This window comes from bacterium (assembly GCA_040755755.1).
GTDB lineage: Bacteria > SZUA-182 > SZUA-182 > DTGQ01 > DTGQ01 > DTGQ01.
In genome coordinates this window covers 1-18,407 of record JBFLZW010000042.1, presented here as the reverse complement: position 1 = coordinate 18,407, position 18,407 = coordinate 1, and the positions used below count along the sequence as shown (strand labels likewise).

Annotated in this window: 22 protein-coding genes; 15 read left to right on the top strand and 7 right to left on the bottom strand. The window is 52.3% G+C overall.

Annotated features, from left to right (window positions below; all coding sequences use genetic code 11):
- The first annotated feature begins 4 nt into the window (after positions 1 to 4).
- From AB1611_13550 to AB1611_13500, 11 genes are all read left to right on the top strand, one after another.
- The gene (locus tag AB1611_13550) at positions 5 to 526 is read left to right on the top strand and encodes a GspH/FimT family pseudopilin (protein MEW6380614.1); all 522 of its coding nucleotides are present in this window, start codon (positions 5 to 7) and stop codon (positions 524 to 526) included.
- Positions 527 to 543: 17 nt separating this feature from the next.
- Positions 544 to 918: a prepilin-type N-terminal cleavage/methylation domain-containing protein gene (locus AB1611_13545; protein MEW6380613.1), complete on the top strand. Its 375-nt coding sequence runs from the start codon at positions 544 to 546 to the stop codon at positions 916 to 918.
- 19 nt (positions 919 to 937) lie between these two features.
- A complete protein-coding gene (locus AB1611_13540; protein ID MEW6380612.1) occupies positions 938 to 1,792 on the top strand; it encodes a prepilin-type N-terminal cleavage/methylation domain-containing protein in 855 nt (284 codons plus the stop codon).
- Positions 1,789 to 2,751 carry a DNRLRE domain-containing protein gene (locus tag AB1611_13535; GenBank protein ID MEW6380611.1) on the top strand — a complete coding sequence of 321 codons (963 nt, stop codon included), beginning with the start codon at positions 1,789 to 1,791 and terminating at the stop codon, positions 2,749 to 2,751. The genes AB1611_13540 and AB1611_13535 overlap by 4 nt, the downstream gene beginning before the upstream one ends.
- The gene (gene pilM, locus AB1611_13530; GenBank protein MEW6380610.1) at positions 2,751 to 3,854 is read left to right on the top strand and encodes a pilus assembly protein PilM; all 1,104 of its coding nucleotides are present in this window, start codon (positions 2,751 to 2,753) and stop codon (positions 3,852 to 3,854) included. Before AB1611_13535 ends, pilM begins: the two co-directional genes overlap by 1 nt.
- A 1-nt stretch (position 3,855) precedes the next feature.
- Entirely contained in the window at positions 3,856 to 4,461 is a 606-nt protein-coding gene (locus tag AB1611_13525) for a PilN domain-containing protein (protein ID MEW6380609.1), read from the top strand.
- Between the two features lie 29 nt (positions 4,462 to 4,490).
- Positions 4,491 to 5,117, top strand: coding sequence for a type 4a pilus biogenesis protein PilO (pilO, locus tag AB1611_13520; GenBank protein MEW6380608.1), 627 nt, complete (start codon positions 4,491 to 4,493; stop codon positions 5,115 to 5,117).
- A 20-nt stretch (positions 5,118 to 5,137) separates the two neighbouring features.
- Positions 5,138 to 5,713, top strand: coding sequence for a hypothetical protein (locus tag AB1611_13515; protein MEW6380607.1), 576 nt, complete (start codon positions 5,138 to 5,140; stop codon positions 5,711 to 5,713).
- Entirely contained in the window at positions 5,710 to 7,290 is a 1,581-nt protein-coding gene (locus tag AB1611_13510) for a secretin N-terminal domain-containing protein (GenBank protein MEW6380606.1), read from the top strand. The genes AB1611_13515 and AB1611_13510 overlap by 4 nt, the downstream gene beginning before the upstream one ends.
- 105 nt (positions 7,291 to 7,395) lie before the next feature.
- The gene (locus AB1611_13505; protein ID MEW6380605.1) at positions 7,396 to 7,755 is read left to right on the top strand and encodes a hypothetical protein; all 360 of its coding nucleotides are present in this window, start codon (positions 7,396 to 7,398) and stop codon (positions 7,753 to 7,755) included.
- A gap of 59 nt (positions 7,756 to 7,814) precedes the next feature.
- Positions 7,815 to 8,108, top strand: coding sequence for a hypothetical protein (locus AB1611_13500; GenBank protein MEW6380604.1), 294 nt, complete (start codon positions 7,815 to 7,817; stop codon positions 8,106 to 8,108).
- A gap of 96 nt (positions 8,109 to 8,204) precedes the next feature.
- On the opposite strand, the gene AB1611_13495 is transcribed toward AB1611_13500, so the two are convergent.
- A complete protein-coding gene (locus AB1611_13495) occupies positions 8,205 to 8,996 on the bottom strand; it encodes a PhzF family phenazine biosynthesis protein (protein MEW6380603.1) in 792 nt (263 codons plus the stop codon).
- Positions 8,997 to 9,160: 164 nt separating this feature from the next.
- On the opposite strand from AB1611_13495, the gene AB1611_13490 reads away from it, so the two are divergent.
- From AB1611_13490 to AB1611_13480, 3 genes are read left to right on the top strand one after another with little or no spacing between them, the layout of a single operon-like run.
- A complete protein-coding gene (locus tag AB1611_13490; GenBank protein ID MEW6380602.1) occupies positions 9,161 to 9,475 on the top strand; it encodes a BrnT family toxin in 315 nt (104 codons plus the stop codon).
- Entirely contained in the window at positions 9,444 to 9,719 is a 276-nt protein-coding gene (locus AB1611_13485) for a BrnA antitoxin family protein (protein ID MEW6380601.1), read from the top strand. The genes AB1611_13490 and AB1611_13485 overlap by 32 nt, the downstream gene beginning before the upstream one ends.
- A gap of 55 nt (positions 9,720 to 9,774) precedes the next feature.
- Complete coding sequence (locus AB1611_13480; protein MEW6380600.1) at positions 9,775 to 11,406, top strand: radical SAM protein; 1,632 nt, start codon at positions 9,775 to 9,777, stop codon at positions 11,404 to 11,406.
- A 97-nt stretch (positions 11,407 to 11,503) separates the two neighbouring features.
- On the opposite strand, the gene AB1611_13475 is transcribed toward AB1611_13480, so the two are convergent.
- The 6 genes from AB1611_13475 to AB1611_13450 all read right to left on the bottom strand — a co-directional run bounded on the left by AB1611_13475 (position 11,504) and on the right by AB1611_13450 (position 17,287).
- On the bottom strand, positions 11,504 to 12,922 hold the full coding sequence (locus tag AB1611_13475; protein MEW6380599.1) for a PilT/PilU family type 4a pilus ATPase: 1,419 nt from the start codon (positions 12,920 to 12,922) through the stop codon (positions 11,504 to 11,506).
- Between the two features lie 103 nt (positions 12,923 to 13,025).
- Positions 13,026 to 13,895, bottom strand: a complete 870-nt coding sequence (locus tag AB1611_13470) for a UbiA-like polyprenyltransferase (GenBank protein ID MEW6380598.1) — start codon at positions 13,893 to 13,895, stop codon at positions 13,026 to 13,028.
- The gene (locus tag AB1611_13465) at positions 13,879 to 14,520 is read right to left on the bottom strand and encodes a flavin prenyltransferase UbiX (GenBank protein MEW6380597.1); all 642 of its coding nucleotides are present in this window, start codon (positions 14,518 to 14,520) and stop codon (positions 13,879 to 13,881) included. Before AB1611_13465 ends, AB1611_13470 begins: the two co-directional genes overlap by 17 nt.
- Positions 14,510 to 15,229, bottom strand: coding sequence for a bifunctional demethylmenaquinone methyltransferase/2-methoxy-6-polyprenyl-1,4-benzoquinol methylase UbiE (gene ubiE, locus AB1611_13460; protein MEW6380596.1), 720 nt, complete (start codon positions 15,227 to 15,229; stop codon positions 14,510 to 14,512). The genes AB1611_13465 and ubiE overlap by 11 nt, the downstream gene beginning before the upstream one ends.
- Before the next feature lie 22 nt (positions 15,230 to 15,251).
- Positions 15,252 to 16,700 carry a menaquinone biosynthesis decarboxylase gene (locus AB1611_13455; protein ID MEW6380595.1) on the bottom strand — a complete coding sequence of 483 codons (1,449 nt, stop codon included), beginning with the start codon at positions 16,698 to 16,700 and terminating at the stop codon, positions 15,252 to 15,254.
- A gap of 5 nt (positions 16,701 to 16,705) precedes the next feature.
- A complete protein-coding gene (locus AB1611_13450) occupies positions 16,706 to 17,287 on the bottom strand; it encodes an HD domain-containing protein (protein ID MEW6380594.1) in 582 nt (193 codons plus the stop codon).
- Positions 17,288 to 17,591: 304 nt separating this feature from the next.
- On the opposite strand from AB1611_13450, the gene AB1611_13445 reads away from it, so the two are divergent.
- Positions 17,592 to 17,864 carry a hypothetical protein gene (locus tag AB1611_13445; GenBank protein MEW6380593.1) on the top strand — a complete coding sequence of 91 codons (273 nt, stop codon included), beginning with the start codon at positions 17,592 to 17,594 and terminating at the stop codon, positions 17,862 to 17,864.
- Positions 17,865 to 18,407 lie beyond the last annotated feature (543 nt).

Sequence of the window (18,407 nt, the reverse complement as noted above, 5' to 3'; positions counted from 1 at the left end):
TCTGATGATGCATAAATCGGATCCATATGGCTTTACCCTTTTGGAACTGCTGTGGGTATTGTCCATTCTGGCTATTCTGTTATCGGCGATAGTGCCGCATTTCTCAGGAGCCCTATCCCAGATGGGATTGGAAAATAAAGCCCGTGAGATATATATGGCCCTGGCGTATGTACAGCAGCAGGCGGTAAACCGGAATGCCACCTTTGGCCTCTCGTTCGATCTGACTGCGGGACATCAGGAAGTTACCTGCTACCGGAACATTGGTTATGATGCTTACGGGCAGCCCATTCTTGATCCGAATAACGTGCTCAGAAACCCGGTAACGAAAAAATTCTACCTGATCGCGGTAGATCAGGGAGAGCCTTCGGGCGATATGCGGCTGACAGAGGCTGACTTTGGTGGAAACCATTGGGTAGAGTTTAACTCTCTGGGAGAGCCAAACAGCCAGGGACGAATCACCCTGGCCGGAGCCGGTTCCTCCCATGCCATTACCGTCAGCCAGATTGGCAGGTTAACTTTTGAATAGCCAGGCATTATGAGTATATGAGCAGCCAATGTCCCTGTCGGGAACAGGGTTTTTCACTCCTGGAGGTGGTTCTGGCCATGGCCATTGTGTCTCTGGCTATGGTCCCCATAGCCCAGAACCTTTCCGGGAGCCTGAAAATCGGTTTCGATGGCAAGTCGGCAGCTCAGAATTGCTGCCTTGCTCAGGCCAAGATGGAGGAGATTCTGGCCCAGGACTTCGATCTCATGGCCAGTGCCAGTGGTACCCAGATTCTGGGAGTGAGTATTACCTGGCAGGTGACGGTCTCTCTCCACGATGGAGACGGGGACTCCAATCCGGATCCGGATTTGAAGTATATCTCCCTCCAGGTTGGAGACGTAAGGCTGGAGACCTTGCGGTTCAGGATGCTCTAGGGGCTGGATACTAAGGACCATGCACAGGGGAAAGGATAACTCAGGGTTGACCTTGCTGGAATTGCTCATGGCCATGAGCATTATCTCGATTCTGGCCGGAGTAACTTCCCGCGTTCTGATGACAGCCCTGGAGGCATGGGATTACAGCCGGCACCAGAGTGAAGCGATACACAGTGCATGCTGGGCTCTGGATCACATCACAAGCCGGGCCAGAGCCTCAAACCGGCTCCTGCTTCCTTTCCGGGGTGCGGACCCCAACCATCCTCCGGAGGTATTGGCTTTCTCGGCCATGATTGACACTGATGGAGATGGGCTGGTCGACGAGGATCAGGGTGCGGATATCACTGCCGACGGGGCAGCGGGGATTTTGGGCGTTGATGACGATGCCGACGGCAGCGTTGACGAGAGCACTGCCAATGACGATGATGAGGACGGGTTTTACTTTTTCTGGTGGTGGCAGGTGAATGAGGATTGTATGGATGGAGTGGACAATAATGGAGATGGCTTTATCGATGAGGATCCCCCTTCAGATATCAACGATGACGGCTATCCAGGCATAGCCGGCAAGGACGATGACGGTGATGGGTCGATTGATGAGGGAGATTACCGGGATGATGATGAAGATGGCCAGATAAACGAGGACCCCGTCGAGTACTGGGTTTATTACCTTGATCCCAATAGCAGCCTGGTGGAAAGATATGGAGGGGGCGGGCAGCCCGTGGTTCTTCTTGAGCGGGTAACCGCTTTTGAGGTCAGCCGAACGGAATCAGGCAGCGGCAGGTCTGGTTTCAGTCTGGTTCTGGGTGTATCCACTCCCGATGGAGAGGATGTCCGGCTCAGGACCATGGTCTATTTAAAGGGCATTACCCATTGAAAAAGAAAAAAAGTTATCTTGTAAGAAACAAGTCCGGCTTTGCCCTGGTCATGGTCATGGTTACGGTGCTTATTCTGGAGCTTATTTGTTTTTTTCTGGCCCAGGTCCGGGGCGTGCAGACGACAATTGCCTTTAACCGGACCCAAAAGCTGAAGTCGTTGTATCTTGCCCAAGCAGGTCTTGCCCACGGATTGTGGCAATTACAGAAAGATCCGGACTGGAGAACGCAAATGACGAACATCCCATTGGGTGGTGGCACTTACACGGTTTCCCTGAGCGAGGATGCTCCTCATCAGAAGATACTTGTCACCAGCCAGGCCGCAATCAGCGAGACCAGGTCATCTGCCCAAAGAACTGTTTACTGGCTGACGATCCAGCCGCCATATACCAGCGATACCCAAGAGGCCGATACTTACCTTAAAGAGGGGAGCCCGGATAGTGTATATGACGACAAAGCTGAACTTCTCCTGGACAGCGAGGCAGCGGGGGGAAAAAGATGTCGGACACTGGTTCGATTTAATTTCAGCAAGCGCTCAATACCTCCGGATGCCCGTATTGTATCCAGCTTCTTCTCAATGTATCTGTATGACCCGCCGGATGGTGGTTTTATCCCCGATGTCTATCGCATTCACCGGGTTACCCAGGATTGGGTGCCCCATGAAACAACCTGGAAGGAGCGAAATAAAAATACACACCTTGTATGGTCAACCCCTGGAGGTGCCTTTGATCCTGGCTATGAAGACAGTAAAATCTTTACCGCTCTTGGCTGGCAAAAGTGGCGGACTACCGGCCTGACCCGCTACTGGATGAAGTATCCGGCCCAAAATTATGGCTTTATTTTGGAGACGGACATCCGGGAAGGAAATAATGAATATACATTCCGCAGCAGCAGTTATTCAGACAATCCCACCCTTCGCCCCAAATTGACCGTCTACTATCTGGATTCAAGGAGGCCCTGATGATCACAAGAACGGTTTTTTCAGCCATCGGCCTCGATATGCTCCCGGACAGGGTACGGCTCCTGCAACTGAAATGTCAGGGAGAACTTCTCTCGATCCATGAGGCGGCTCAGGCTGAAGTCAAGGGGAAAGGAAAGGAAGGGATGGGGCTTCTCGATGCCCTGCGAAAGGTTTTATCCGGGAGAAAACTGAAGGGAAACCATGTTATGGCTGCCTTGCCGGGTCATATGGTTACTACGATCCCGATTCGATTTTCGCTCAAGGAAGGAGAAGGAATAGAGCAGGCCATCCTTCGGGAGGCCCATAACTACCTTTCCTTTCCCCTTGAGAAGGGCGTAATAGACTACCTCAATCTTCCCTTATCGGACCAAAGGTCATCAAAAGCCGCCCTCCTGATAGCCAGCAAAAGAGAAGATATCGTAAATTGCCTCGATCTTTTCAAACAGGCGGGCCTCGATGCTTCAGTCATCGAGCCTCGCTACTGCTCACTGTTTCGGACAATCCAATGGGCCCGGCAGGGAGAACCCCTGAAAGATCAGTTTATCTTCTCGATGGAAGAAAATCTTACCATGCTCATGGTTATCGTGGATGAGCAGATCCTGGTGGTACGGGAGGTGGCCTGGGGAGTAAATACCATTCGGGAAAAGGTGGGAAAGGCACTGGGACTGTCAGGAAAAAAGGTTGACAGAATTCTCCAGCAGTATGGAGTGGATCCTGGAAATCCGCAGGATTTCAGCCAGGAGAAAGCCGCATCCTTTCTTCTCGATGACCGGGAGCTTCGCCAGGTAATCTCCGAGGTACTCAGCCCGATTCTCGAAGACCTGTGCCAGGAAATCCAGAAAGTTCTCTCCTATTGTGTTTCCCTGGTCCAGCAGCGGGTGATTGACCGGGCGCTTCTGCTCGGTGAGGGAGCAAGGATCCGATTTCTGGACCGCTTCGTTCAGCAGAGAACCGGAATTCAGGTTTCGACCTGGCCGGGGGTATCGATCCTGAATGAATTAGCTGAAGTACCCGCATTTTTTGAAGTTGCGCTGGGGCTCACCCTGCGCGGCATGAAAAATCGTCTGCCCGGCCGGCCGGCGGCATGCCCTGGAGGAGCTTAAGATGGCAGATATTCACCAAATCAACCTGATTCCACCCGAAATCCTCGAAGAGCGGATGAACCGGCTGAGAATCAGGAAATGGTCAATTCTTATCACCTGCCAGGTCATCTGCTTTTGCCTTCTGGGCATCTTTTTTTATGGCTATCTCAGGAGGCTGGAAAGCCGGGCAAACATGCTTCGCCGCAGCAGCCGTGAAATAAAAGAGGGAGAGAGCAGACTGGTCCTGGCCTATGAGAACGTCAGGGATCTCGCGCAGAAAAGGGAATCGCTGCTGGGTATGGTGCATAACCAGCGCCTGACTCCGGTTCTGCTGAGTCTGGCCGAGGCTATGGACCCGAAAACCAGACTTGTCGGGCTCTGGGTCGAGAGAGGAAAGGCCATCGATAGAGAAAGCACCGGGGGTGGTGGAGTAACCCATAATTACTATATCCTGAAATTATCGGGCATAAGCCGCTCCTACCAGAGCCTGAGCAATTTCCTCCTCCACCTTCAACAGAATAAATCCTTTCAGCAGATCAGGCTGATTAAATCGGATATGGATGAGAAGGACCGCTCCCTCGTCGGCTTTGAAATAGCATTAACCTATCGTGAGATAGAGCAAACATGAGACTGAGGTAACTACTCGGAAGGCCTTGTATGCGACTGAACCAGCACCAGATAGATATTGTCTTTGCGGCCGCAGGGACGGTGATTATTATCGGCTATGTTCTCCTGTTTCAGAGGCCGGTTAATAGAAGGCTCAAAGCCCTGCGCTCCGAAATCAGAACCATTTCGGTGAGCGACCTTTCCGCAGAAGCCCTGAAATCGAAGCTGAACCTGCTCAATGAGGAAAAAGCCAGACTCAGTCAGGAGATCGATGCCTTAAGGGTCCGCTATTTTCAGGCCGATCCCCTCTGGGACCTGATGCAAAGCCTGAGCAGAATGGCTGAGGAAGCCGGGCTCACGGTCATTCTGGTGCATCCCCAGACGAAATCGGAAACCGACCAATACCAGCAGGGCGCACTCCTGGTCAGGCTCAGCGGCGATTTTCTTTCCTTCTATCGATTTCTGGCCATGTTTGAAAAGTCCGTTCCCGGCATCAGAACCAGTTCCCTGAAAATCGAAGCCCGGCCCGCCGCCCCCCAGCCTGCTGAAGCGCTGGCGATGGAGGCTCAGCAGGCCGAAGGCTGTCCGGGTGAAATGCGGGCTGGCGAAGCCCAGCCTGGCGATAGCCAGTACCTGGAAGAAGTCCAGTTCGATCTTATTACCATGCCACCTTCATAAAGGAGAGCCACAGGATCATCATGGAAACAGGAATTTCAAAATCACAGGGAATCAAGGTCGCTGTCCTTGGAGCTGTCTTGCTCGTGGTCCTGATATTGAACGGCAGGATCAAAAACAGGATTTCCGCCTGGCGAATGCGGCTTCAGGGAACGAAGGTGCAAAATACTTCCAGTGCCGGGCGGGAGGAGAACGGTTCCCCGATGAGCGAGATCAGCCGGATACTCAGTGAAAAGCTCAACATCCCCCCCCTGGAAAAAATTCTCAAGGCGAATCAGGAGTTGCCGGCTACCGTTGAGCGGGACATCTTCAGGTTTCAGCCAGCCGGCAACCTCCGGCAGACAGCCACTAATGCCGCGGCTGAAGGACCGCCCAGGAAACCGGAATCGGAATCGGCCGCATCGCGTGAAAATCCTCCCGGCCTTAAGCTTGAGGCCACCTTGACCGGCGGCTCACCCCTGGCAGTGATCAACAATCAGCCCCTGAAGCCCGGCCAGAGCATCATGGGCTACTACTTGCGGGAGGTACGGGATAAACAGGCACTGCTATCGAGGAATGGACAGGATATCATCCTGACCCTCGATCAGGAGGAACGATGAGCATTGGAGTGCGGAGTATAAAAAAAGGATTCAGTCTTCTACTGCCCACGATCATCCTGCCCATGATCATTCTGTGCACCACGGGGCCTGAGTCGGGCAGGGCTGCGGAAGAGGGAGAAATCACCCCAGTCGCTCCGACCCACCCTCCCCAGGGGAGAGGGGCAGGTGAGGGGGAAGATTCTGCCCTCTCTATTCGAGACATGGATATCAATACCCTGCTCAAGGCACTGGCAATCAAGTATAACGTCAATATCGTGAACACCCCTGAAGTGAGCGGCCGCATCAGCCTGAATCTTAAGCGGGCCAGCCTGGAGGATACCCTGACTGCCATTGCCAGAATTATGGGACTGGTATGGACCAAAGAAGGCACGATTTACATTCTCAGTCCGGATAAGAGCGTACAGGCAAGCCAGGAAAAAAGCGGCCAGAGCAATCAGCAGGGCAGCCAGCAAGATGCACAGGGAAAGGAAGATGCACAGAAAAAAGAAGAGCCTCCCAAATCGGTCAAGGTTTTTCGGATCAATTATGCTGACCTTAAAGAAATAACCAAAGTGGTTCAATGGTCTTTTGAAAAGGCCAGAATCACCGCCTATCCCCAGGAAGGGATGCTTCTGGTCGAGAGCACCGAGAAGGAACTGCCTGCAGTGGAGCACCTGATTCACTCGCTGGATGTTCCCCCCAAACAGGCCCTGATCGAAGCCCAGATTCTGGAAATCAACCTCGGCAAGGATCAGAGCTATGGGATCGACTGGGGCGGTACTTTTTCTCAGGGGCAAAATACCGATGGCCGATTCAATTCACCGGGCTCATGGGGCTCTGCAGCCCCCAAGGCCGGAGATACCTCTTCACAGTTTCTCTTCGGCATTGCCAGGCCCCATTTTTACCTCAAACTGAGTGCCCTGGAAAAAAAGGACGATGTAAAAACCCTTGCCAAACCGCGCATCATGGTTCTGGATGGCAAGTCCGCTCAGATTCTCATCGGCGGCAAACTGGGCTATTACCTGACGACATCGACAGAAACCAGCACCCTGCAAAGTGTCGAATTCCTGGATATCGGCATACAACTCCAGTTGACTCCTCATATTACGGAAGACGGCAATATCCTCATGGATATCCATCCGGAAGTAAGTGACGGTTCTCTCAGCAGCGGGCTGCCGACAAAGACAACCACCTCGGTCACTACATCAATCATGGTCAAGGCGGGAGAAACCGTTTTTATCGGCGGACTGATCCGGAGCTCGGAAATAAAAGCGAGAGAGCGCCTGCCTGTCCTGGGGCGTATTCCCCTCCTGGGAACCCTCCTTTTCTCCAGGGCATCCACGCAAAATCAGAGGAAAGAACTGGTCGTCCTGCTCACCCCGCGCCTTGTCACCAATGCCCAGGAATCCATAAAAAACATCCATGAGGGAAGAGAAAATATTGGTGATGAGACAGAAGAGACCGGTCCTGAAAAAACCACTCCTGACAAAATAGAAGACCCCAATCCGCAAAAATTACCCGGCGAAATCGAGCCCTGGCTGGGAGAGATGAGCAGGTACCTATTGGAACAAACTCCGAAAAACCACTCAGGGGTATGAATCTATTACTGGTTTTGCATTGACACAGCCAAGGCTGTTGGCTACAATAACTTTATGAAACTCTTGATGGATGCCGATTGTCTCGTCAAACTGACAAAAGCCGGATTGAAGGATTTTGTCGGGAGGAGGGAGAGTATATTTATACCTGAAGTAGTTCAAAGGGAGGTTGTTGATGCTGGTAAAGAGAAAGAATGCCCCGATGCATTCATCGTGGAAAAAAACATTACGGCTGACATGATCACGGTAGTTGAAAAATTCCTCAAGATACACAAAGGGAGACGATGCTCTTATTGCCCTTTTTCCGAAAGGGAAAGTACGATGCGGTCGCCAACTGATGATGCAAAGCTCATACGCCTGCTGAGGATAAACAGCGTCCCATATGTTTTGCCTGGTCTTATTATCTATCATCTCCTGCGGGATGAGATAATCGAAAAAAAAATTGCTCTTTGGGCATTAGAGCAATGAGCCGAGTTTGTCAGTGAGGACGAATACAGCACAGTAAGATTGCTGATGGAGAAGATGCCATGAAAGTCAAATCTATGCGAATACCGGAAGACCTCGACCAGGCGATAGAATATGTGTCTAAAATAGAGAAAATCGAAAAAACCCAATCGCTGAGGAAATTGGCCCGGATGGGATTTGAATATTATGTTGCTCAATCATACCGGGAAGGGAAGATTACTCTCAGAGACGCCTCGAACTTGCTGAAATTGACACTGTCCGAGACCATAGACCTTTTAGCGGAAATGGGGATAGCGGGAAATATCCGGGCGCATGATGTCCTGGCAAGCCTTAAGACATTCTATCCATTGGATTAGTCAAACTATAATCACACCTCCCGCAATCTAAACCCGCAGCAAGATGTGTGGGGCAGAGCAGAGAGTGTGCTTCGTTTATGGATGCCCACGGCTCTTTCAAATCGTAATTGTTCCTTCCATATACTTCACGGCCCGTCCCGATATGATGACCCTGTCTCCCCGGTCCATGCAGTACAGTTCTCCGCCCCGGCGTGACAACTGCCGGGCATACAGACTTTTCTTATTCAACCTCCTGGCCCAAAAAGGAATAAGTGAGCAATGAGCAGAGCCGGTGACGGCATCTTCATCGATACCGAATCTGGGGGCAAAAAACCGTGATACAAAATCAGCCTCGTCTCCTTGTGCGGTTATGATAACCCCCCGCAGGCCAAGTTTGCGGAGCTTTTCCATATCAGGCTTGAGTTCCCCGATATCACTTTCACAGGGAAAGACGGCCATAAAGTCTTCTGTGCAGAGCACTTCCCGGGGCTCTTTGCCAAGCCCTTCCAGCAAATCCTGCGGTATGGCGCTGCACAGTGCGGGTACCAGGGAAGGAAAATCCATCGCCAGCATCCCCTGGCTCTGCTGCGTGACCTTAAGCTCGCCACTTCGGGAGAAAAAGACAATTTCATTACCCTGACCCGGCAGGTCAAAAAAGGTGAAAATAACGAAGGCCGCCGCCAAAGTCGCATGACCGCACAGGCCGATCTCGGCCACCGGAGTAAACCAGCGGATGTGATATCCTCCTTCTGCCGGAACAAAGAAGGCTGTTTCAGACAAGTTGTTCTCCTCCGCAATGGCCTGCATCAGGGTGTCGTCAATCCATTGCTCAAGCGGACATACCGCTGCCGGATTGCCGGAAAAAACTTTGCTGGTAAAAGCATCGATCTGATAGATAGGAAGTTTCATATTCTCAACCCTTTCTCATAGTTATCTTCTGTATCCCCCAGGACATGAGATTATCATATCGGCGATTCCCAGTCTATGATATAAAGATATCATCTTTACCGTATTGACATGAACAGTCAATATGTATATATTTGACATATACGGGATAATATAAGGGTGAAGAAATGATGGATATAGTATTTCAGGTTGAAGGGTTTGAATGGGATGAATGGAATATAACAAAGAATTGGGAAAAGCATAGGGTCAGTCACTTTGAATGCGAGGAGATATTTTTAAATGAGCCATTGATAATCAGGAAAGACGAGAAGCACTCACAGATGGAAACCCGTTACTTTGTTTCAGGTAAAACCAATAATAATCGGTTGTTATCCTTAGCATTCACCATAAGAAATAACAAGATAAGGGTTATCATGGCAAGAGATATGACCCGGAAAGAGAGCCAGACATATGCGAAAGTCGAAAGAAATACCAAAGTTTAACACTGAAGAAGAAGAGTTTGAATTTTGGTCAACTCACGATTTTACTGAATATTTAGACTATTCAGAGGCAAAGAGAGCAATTTTCCCAAAATTAAAACCCTCTACCAAGACCATATCCATCAGACTGCCTGAATATCTGCTTGAAGAACTCAAGATGCTGGCCAACAAGAGAGATGTCCCCTATCAATCCCTTCTGAAGATATTCCTGGCAGAAAGGATTAATCAGGAGTTACATGCCAAGTAAAACTTATATTTTTGCATAATATCAGTACTTGACTGAAAGGAGCGGTTGAAGCATCTTGGTTTCCTGGCGGCAGAAAGAGCAGGCCAAGGCCCTGATTTCTCAGGAGCAGGGCAGTATTATCAAAGATCCCGGCGGTAAGGTCTCGGTGGCCCTGGTCTATCCGAACCTCTATCACGTCGGCATGTCCAACCTCGGATTCCAGACCATTTACGCCCTGCTCAACGACCGGGAAGATACGGTCTGTGAGCGGGTATTTATTCCGGATAAGCCCTTGCCTCCCCAGGAGTCTCTGGTTTCGCTGGAGACTCAGCGCATGCTGCACGAATTCGACATCGTTGCTTTTTCAGTCTCGTATGAGAACGACTATCTGAACATCCTGAAAGTCCTTGAGATGGCCAGGATTCCCCTGGAGGCGAACGAGAGAACACCGCAGGACCCTCTGGTAATGATCGGCGGTGCCTGCGCCGGGTTCAATGCCGAGCCGCTGGCCCGCTTTGCCGATTTTTTTGTGGTCGGCGAGGGAGAGATAATTGTCCCCGAATTCATCGACCTTTATCTGTCCTGGAAGGGGAGCAGGAGCTGCCGGGAGGAGTTGCTCAAGGTTCTGGCTGGCCGGGCGGGATTTTATGTCCCCCGGTCTTACCGGGTGGATTATCATGACGATGGCACCATAGCCGGGATTTCGGCTGCCGAAGGCGCTTTGCCCCGGGTTTCCCAGGCACTCGTTCCCGATCTTGACGCCTATGAAACCACAACGCGCATCGTGACCCCGAATACCGAATTCGGTGACATGTTTCTTGTCGAAATCAGCCGGGGGTGTCGACGCAGTTGCAGCTTCTGTCTCATGACCAACCTTTATAAGCCGTACCGCACCCGAAGCCCGGAGGCGCTGCTGCCGTCCATCCGGCGCGGGCTCTCTTTCCGCGACCGCATCGGCCTGGTCAGTGCCTCAACCACGGACCATCCCCGGATTCTGGAAATCTGCTCTCAGGTTATGGCTGAAGGAGGGAAGGTTTCGGTCAGCTCCCTGAGAGCCGAGTCGATCACGCCGGAAATGCTCGATTGCCTGGTGGCCAGTGGACACAAGACCATCACCCTGGCCCCGGAGGCTGGCAGCGAAAGGCTGCGCAGGCATCTTGGCAAGGCCATGCCGGATGAGCTTATCTTTGACCGGGTTCACAAGATCGTTGCCCGCGGCATCCCGAACCTGAAGCTCTATTTCATGATCGGCCTGCCTTCGGAGACCGAAGCTGATGTGGAAGCCATTCTGTCACTGGTCAAAAGAATCAGACATGTTGAGCTGCAAACCGCCGGCCAGAAAGTTTTGTCGGGCAGGATTACCGTCAACGTGAACTGCTTTGTACCCAAGCCGCTCAGCCGGTTCGAACGCTGCGCGATGGAGCCGGTTTCGGTTTTACAGTCCAAGCTGAAGTTTCTGGCTGGCCGCCTGAAGAGCATGCCTAATGTCCAGGTCCTGACCGATGTACCCAAGTGGGCCTTTATTCAGGGAATGCTGGCCCGTGCAGACCGCAGGGTTGGAGAAATCCTCAACCATGCTCATGCAAACGGAGGGAACTGGAAACAAGCGTTCCAGGCCGTCAATCTCAATCCGGAATTCTATGCCACAAGGCCGCGCGATGAGCGGGAAATTCTCCCCTGGGACGTGATGCGAACCAGTGGTCAGTGATCAGTGGCCAGTGCTTTTCCGGCCATTGACCATTCTTTATTCTGACTCCTGTCTCCTGTCTCCTGTCTCCTGCCTCCTGCCTCCTGCCTTCTTATCACTAGGCTCTTCGGGAAGCGACCGCATCAGCATATTCAGGCATGAGATCCAGATCGCTGCAAAATTCTCTGGCTGCTTCCAGCGAGATAATGCCCCGGCTGTACAACTTGCGGACAGAATCCTGCATGGTATGCATCTTGTATCTGCCGCCGGTCTCGATGATCGAGCGCAGTTGGACGGTGTTATTTTCCCGGATAATGCTTCTGGCTGCCTCGGTAATAATCAGGGCTTCGGTGGCCACCACCTGTTCATCTCCGTGCTTTCGGGGCAAAAGGGCCTGGGCGACAATTCCCAGCAGGCAGTTTGACAACTGCATGGAGATTTGCGTGCGCTGATGGGAGGGGAACATGCCCACCAGCCGGTCCAGCACCTGAACACAATCCGGAGCATGCATGGAAGTCAACACCAGGTGGCCGGTTTCGGCAGCGGTAATAGCCACACTGGCTGATTCCGCATCCTGAAGCTCACCGATCAGGATAACATCCGGGTCCTGACGCAGGGCGCAGCGAAGGGCCATGGAGAAGGAAATGGTATCGGTGCCGATTTCCCTTTGCTTGACGATGGATTTGACATTCTTGTGGAGGCATTCGATCGGGTTTTCCAGGCAGATGATCACCGCTTCCCGTTCCCGGTTGATCTTGTCAACCATAGCGGCCAGGGTGGTGGTTTTCCCTGATCCGGTCGGACCGGCGATAATAACGATGCCTTTTCGCTTTTCAGCCAGGTCAGCCACAACGCCGGGCAGGCCAAGCTCATTGATGGACCTGATATCGGGCCTGATGGTCCGAAAGACCGCTTCGACGTTCCCCCGCTGAAAGTGGACATTGACCCGGAAGCGGACATGAGGATTGGGCGAGAAGGCGAAATCCAGCTCTTTCCACTTTTCAAAGCGCCGGATCTGTTCCTCACTGAGGATGCTGTAAATCAGCGTCTGCAGGTCTTCTGATCCAAGTTCCTCCATCTCCAGGGGCTGAAGCCGTCCGAATACCCGCAGGATCGGGGGGCGTCCGTAGGTCAGATGGAGATCCGAAGCCTTGTTTTCATGAGCCAGATGCAGCAGTCGCAGGATATCCATCATCTCGATTCGCTTGTGGATCTCTTCCTGATCGACCCCTTCCAGTTTTTGGAAGGAAAGGCCGATCCGGTATCGGGAATTGAAATCCAGCTCTTCAATGTGGGCTACTCTTCCCCAGGCAGTAATCTCTTTGTTCAGGCCGGGAAGGGTAAAATGCAGTTTCACCTCCGACCCGACGGGAAGAAGCTCATCGGTTTCCAGTGAAAGACCGCAAGTGCTGATATCCCTGGTAAAGGATTTCCGGAATTCGGGGGGCATCGGACTGTCGATTACTCGATGATAGCGGACAAAGATCTTAGAGCGAATACGGGTAGATTTCCTGTTCTCTGGCCCTTCCCAAAACATGATATCTCCTTTATTATGGTTCAGTAGTCCTTTTCTATCTCTTCGGAAGGGAGAGGGTTGAACTTTTGGCCGAAGGGCAACTTTACCGCAGGGCGCGGTTGCTTTATTTTCCCATAATCAGAATATCGATAATTGCCGAACCACAGAGCACCATACTGATTATCCCATTGGCGATAAAAAAGGAGAAATTGGCTCTGGACAGGTCATCGGGGCGGACGATCCAGTGCTGGTAGAAGAGAAAAAAGACCGTTATCGCATAGCCGGTCAAATAGGCAGGACCTAATCCGGCCATCCGAAAAAGCACCAGGAAGCAGACAGCCGCACCGAGGTGAAAGAGTATGGAAATCCATAATCCTGCGCGGATGCCGAATGTGCAGGGAATGGAGTGAAGCTTTGCCTTCCGGTCAAAGTCATGATCCAGGCAGGCGTAAATGATATCAAACCCGCTTACCCACAGCAGCACGCCGGCCCCAAGCACTACCGGCAGCCAGTCGGCCCGACCGGCCACAGCTATCCAGCCTCCCAGAGGAGACAGCCCAAGGCAGAGCCCCAGGACCAGATGGGCACCGGCGGTGAACCGCTTGGTGTACGAATACAGGAGCAAAATGGCTAATATCAGAGGAGAAAGCAGCAGACAGAGCCTGTTGAGGCTATAGGCAGCAAAAAAGAAGAGAACCGAGGAGATCAGAAGGAAAAGAATTACCTCCCCCCGCCTGATTTTCCCCGCAGGGATGGCCCGGTCGCGGGTGCGGGGATTTTGGGCATCAATGGGAGCATCCACCAGCCGGTTGAAGCTCATGGCAGCGCTGCGTGCCCCCACCATGGCCACCAGGATCCAGAATATCTGCCGGGGTGCTGGCCACCCGCGGGCAGCCAGAAAAGCGGCCAGGAGGGCAAAGGGGAGGGCAAAGATAGTATGCTCGAACTTGATCATCTCCAGGATAGTCTTTGTCCGGTCAATCACCCTGGCCATATTCCTTCCTCCTTTCCCTGGCGCAGGCTTCGACACGGGGGGATACCTGGCCGATCTGGTCCAGAATTCTGCTGACGAAATGCTCCACCAGGTCATCGAGGTTTTGCGGGTGATGGTAAAAGGCTGGCATGGCAGGCATAATGACCGCCCCTTCGCGGGAGAGGATCAGCATATTCTCAAGATGAACACTGCTCACCGGGCTTTCCCGGGGGACCACAATGAGCTTTCGCCGCTCCTTGAGGTGAACGGAAGCGGCCCGGTGGATGAGATCGATCGAAAGCCCCCGGGCTATGGCTGCCAGGCTGTTCATGGAGCAGGGGATAATTACCATGCCTTGAGTGTGGAACGAGCCGCTGGCCAGAGGGGAGGAAAAATCCTGATAATCATGGCAGGTGACCGGGCAGGTCACCGGAAGCTGCCGAAAATACTCCGGCCCAAGGCCAAGCTCCTCGTGTGCGACCGCAGCCCCCTGCCGGGAAATAATCAGATGGACATCGACTCCCGACGCCAGCAGCCGGGTCAGAAGCCTTTGGGCATACACCATGCCGCTTGCGCCGGTCATGGCCAGAACGATGCGCTCGGCAGGATGTGGAGCGGGCACAGGGGCAGGGTGGTCAGCGGGCATAGTCCTTTTCTCCTACGTGAAGGGCTACAATACCGGCGGTCAAAAGGGAAAACCGGACCTTCCGGTAGCCGACTTCCTGCATGATCTCCTGGAGCTGTGCCGGGGTATAGAATTTCAGCACCGAGTCGGGCAGGTAGCGGTAGGCATGGATATTGCCGGAAATCAGCCCGCCAATGAGCGGCAGGACATGCAGGGAGTAAAAATAATAGATGGCCCGGAAAAATCTGGACCTGGGATGAGAGAATTCCAGAATGGCCAGTCTGGCCGAAGGCTTCAGCACCCGGTTGATTTCCCGCAGGCCCTGGCGGCGGTCAATCAGGTTTCGCAGGCCAAAGCCCATGACCGCACCTTCCGCCGCAGTATCCCGCAGCGGCAGATGCTCGATATCGGCACAGACCAGGCTGATCCTGTCCCGATATTCCGGCGGGATCTTTTTCTTTCCTTCGGTGAGCATCTTTGAGCTGAAATCCAGAGCGAGCACTTTGGTCTTCGGCCCGCTCTCCTTCAGGAGCTGAAGAGCCAGATCGAGCGTGCCGCTGCACAGATCCAGAATGACCTGCTTTTCCTGCCGCTGACACTGGGCTCTGAGAGCGGCTATGGTTTTTTTTCTCCAGTACTTGTCGATATTAAAGCTCAGAAGGGAATTTAAAAGGTCGTAGGTGGGCGAAATCGTCTGAAACATGTCGTGTACTTGGTCTTTAGTTGCCATTGATTTGTTTTTTCCTTGAAGATTAATCAATTCCCAGCATTGGCCACAACTGGTTTATTTTCTCCACAACCTTGGGATCCATCCGGATCACATCGGGCCAGGTGCGGGAGTATCCTTCTTCCGGCATTTTGCGGGTGGCATCGATGCCCATTTTGGACCCAAGATGCGGGTTTGAGGCGGCATGATCCAGGGCATCCACCGGCCCCTCGAAAAAGACCACATCCCGCCGGGGATCGATATCGTTACCGAGCCTCCAGAGCACATCGGAAAGGTTATGAACATCCACATCGCTTTCAAACACGATAATGATTTTGGTGAACATCATCTGGCCCATTCCCCAGAGAGCGGACATCACTTTTTTGGCCTGCCCCGGATAGGTCTTGCGGATGGAAACCAGGGCCAGGTTGTGAAACACTCCCTCGATGGGCAGGTTAAACTCAACGACCTCCGGGAGCTGTGCCTGAATCAGGGGCAAAAATATCCGCTCGGTGGCCTTGGCCAGAAAGCAGTCTTCCATCGGAGGCTTGCCCACGATGGTAGCCGGATAGACCGGGTCTTTCTGATGGGTGAGGCAGGTCACATGGAAGACCGGATAGGAATCCGCCGGTGAGTAGTAGCCGGTGTGATCGCCAAAGGGGCCTTCAATGCGCCGCTCCCCCGGATCCACGTATCCTTCCAGAACGAACTGGGCATTGGCCGGAACCTCCTGATCGATCGTCAGGCACCTGGCCATTTCAACGGGTGCATTTTGCAGGAAAGAGGCAAACTGGATTTCATCGATATCGGGAGGAACCGGGGCCGTAGCCGCATAGGTGACTGCCGGGTCCGGACCGATGGCCACCGCCACTTCAAGCCGCCGGTTCAAGCTTTCTGCCTGTCGGTAGTGCTCCGCCCCTCCCTTATGGGTGTGCCAGTGCATGCCGGTGGTGCGCTCGTCGTAAACGTGCATCCGGTACATGCCCACATTTCGCTTGCCGGTGACCGGATGCCGGGTAAAAACCGTGGGCAGGGTGATGAACCGGCCTCCATCTGCGGGCCAGCACAGCAAAACCGGCAGGCGGGCAAGCGATGCTTCCTCCTGCCGGTAGATGACCTGCTGGCAGGCAGGATTTTTGACGATTTTCGGGGCGATGGAAAGAAACCGCTTCAGTTTGGGCAAAAGCCTCAATCTGTCCAGCCAGCCTGCGGGCACCTGGATATCCGTCAGTTCCCTGAACACCTGCCCGAACTCTTCCTCACCTTTCAGGCCAAGTGCCCTGGCCACCCGGCTCATGGAGCCAAAAGCGTTCATGAGTACCGGCACCGTATGCCCGGTGACCCGCTCAAAGAGCAGTGCCGGGCCAGAGCGTTTGGACACCCGGTCGGTGATCTCGGTAATCTCAAGATCCGCGCTTACCTCTTCCCTGATCCGGATAAGTTCACCCCGGTGTTCAAGATCAGCGATAAATTCTTTCAGATTCGAAAAGGTCACAGCAGCTATTTCCCTCCTCTGACCCACCAGGGATCTTCCTTGTCCTGGAACCACCAGGCATTTGAATCGGTTACCACGATCTCCTTGGCCAGGCCTTTGGCCTCCTCGGTTTGCAGCCGCTTGAAAACCGCCCGGATCCAGTCTTCGGCATACCTGTTTCCCAGATCGCCCGATTCCTTGAGCTGAAGCAGAAAATCGAGCTGGTCCGCATCGGAGGCATACTTTGCCTCCAGGGTTTCCTGGCCGTTAAATTCCCGGATCAGGTCAGCCATCTCATCCCCGAAGGGGAGCGGGTCGGTCATGTCACGAATGGCCTTTTCCTCGTCAATGGACACATACTTTTTATTGACGTAGTTATGATCTCCGGTCCGGGCTTCGGGAAGATCGTGGAAAAGGCACATCTTGAGCAGGCGCATCTCATCGACCGGCTGTTGAGCCAGCCTGGCCAGCACATACCCTATGCAGGTTACCCGGAAAGTGTGCTCGGCCACGGACTCTTCCCCTGAGCCGAGAAACTGATAGCCGGTCCTGGGGGTTTTTTTGAGCATTCCTGCTTCGAACAGGAAGTGAATAATCGTTTTCATCATATTCCTCTGGTTTCTTTTACTCCTCTCATCATGTATCTATCTTACGGACAAAGCTGCTCTTTGTGCTCATATCATACTAAAACCCGGCCTGTCTGACAAACATTTTCTCATTTCGTCAGGCACTTTTCCCCTTCAGGTTTCCGGCTCTGAGAAAGGCATAAACCGATATCTTTATCGTAAGGAGGAAAGTTATAAGGTAGCGGGCAGGAGATATCGTGCAGATTATACACGCGGGAAGATCGAGCAGATTTCAATTGGAAGCGGCCACAGCAGCATCTCATTCTGAAAAGGGAGACTGATGAATATGGACCACCTGAACGAAAGAATTCAGAGCGCTCTTGAGCTTTTCCTCTACGGCTGCCAGATATGGGCGGAAATTATCCACCATCAGGATTTTCTGGATGAATTGGAAAGCATAAAAGCGGAGTTTGAAAGAATCAGTTACCTGCCTCACAATGAAGAAACAGTGAGCACAATCGAAAACATGACCATGCGCATCCTGTCAGACCTTGACCTGGCCATGAGGGATATGGGGCTGGGCGGGCTGGAGCTGGATCACAGCCGGTATAAGCACTGATACTTGGCGCAGGCACAATGGCCTTGCAGTTTAAATTACCTGCCATTCGGACAGCAATTCAGAGTGAGGAAAAATAGGGGTAAAAACATAGCAATATTGAGGAGATAGAAAAACATTCTCAAGAAATTTTTCGGATTATTTTGCTTTGATTGAAGGGATTTTTGTGATAAATCAGGGTTTTCATTTCGCAGTTTAGAAAATAACCCTTATCAGATAAGGAGTTACGAAATGAAAACCCCGAAACAGATTGGATACAAGAATAGCAGGAGATATTGTAATCTTGAAAAATATTTTTACACCTGATCTAAACAATAAAATAGCCAAAGGTTGAGGTAAAAATAAAGTTAGCTAAGGAATAGAATTATAGGTTAAGGGCAAGAGCACAGAATTATTCTTACCTATCTGTATGGTAGATAAACTAAACATTCATGGCCAGGGTTAGGATTTGGCCGCCCCCGAAGATGAAAATTTGCTATAGCTACGATATGTTTGGTAAATTTATACCATAAGCCAAGATTGAGATAAGGTCGAGATACTTTATGG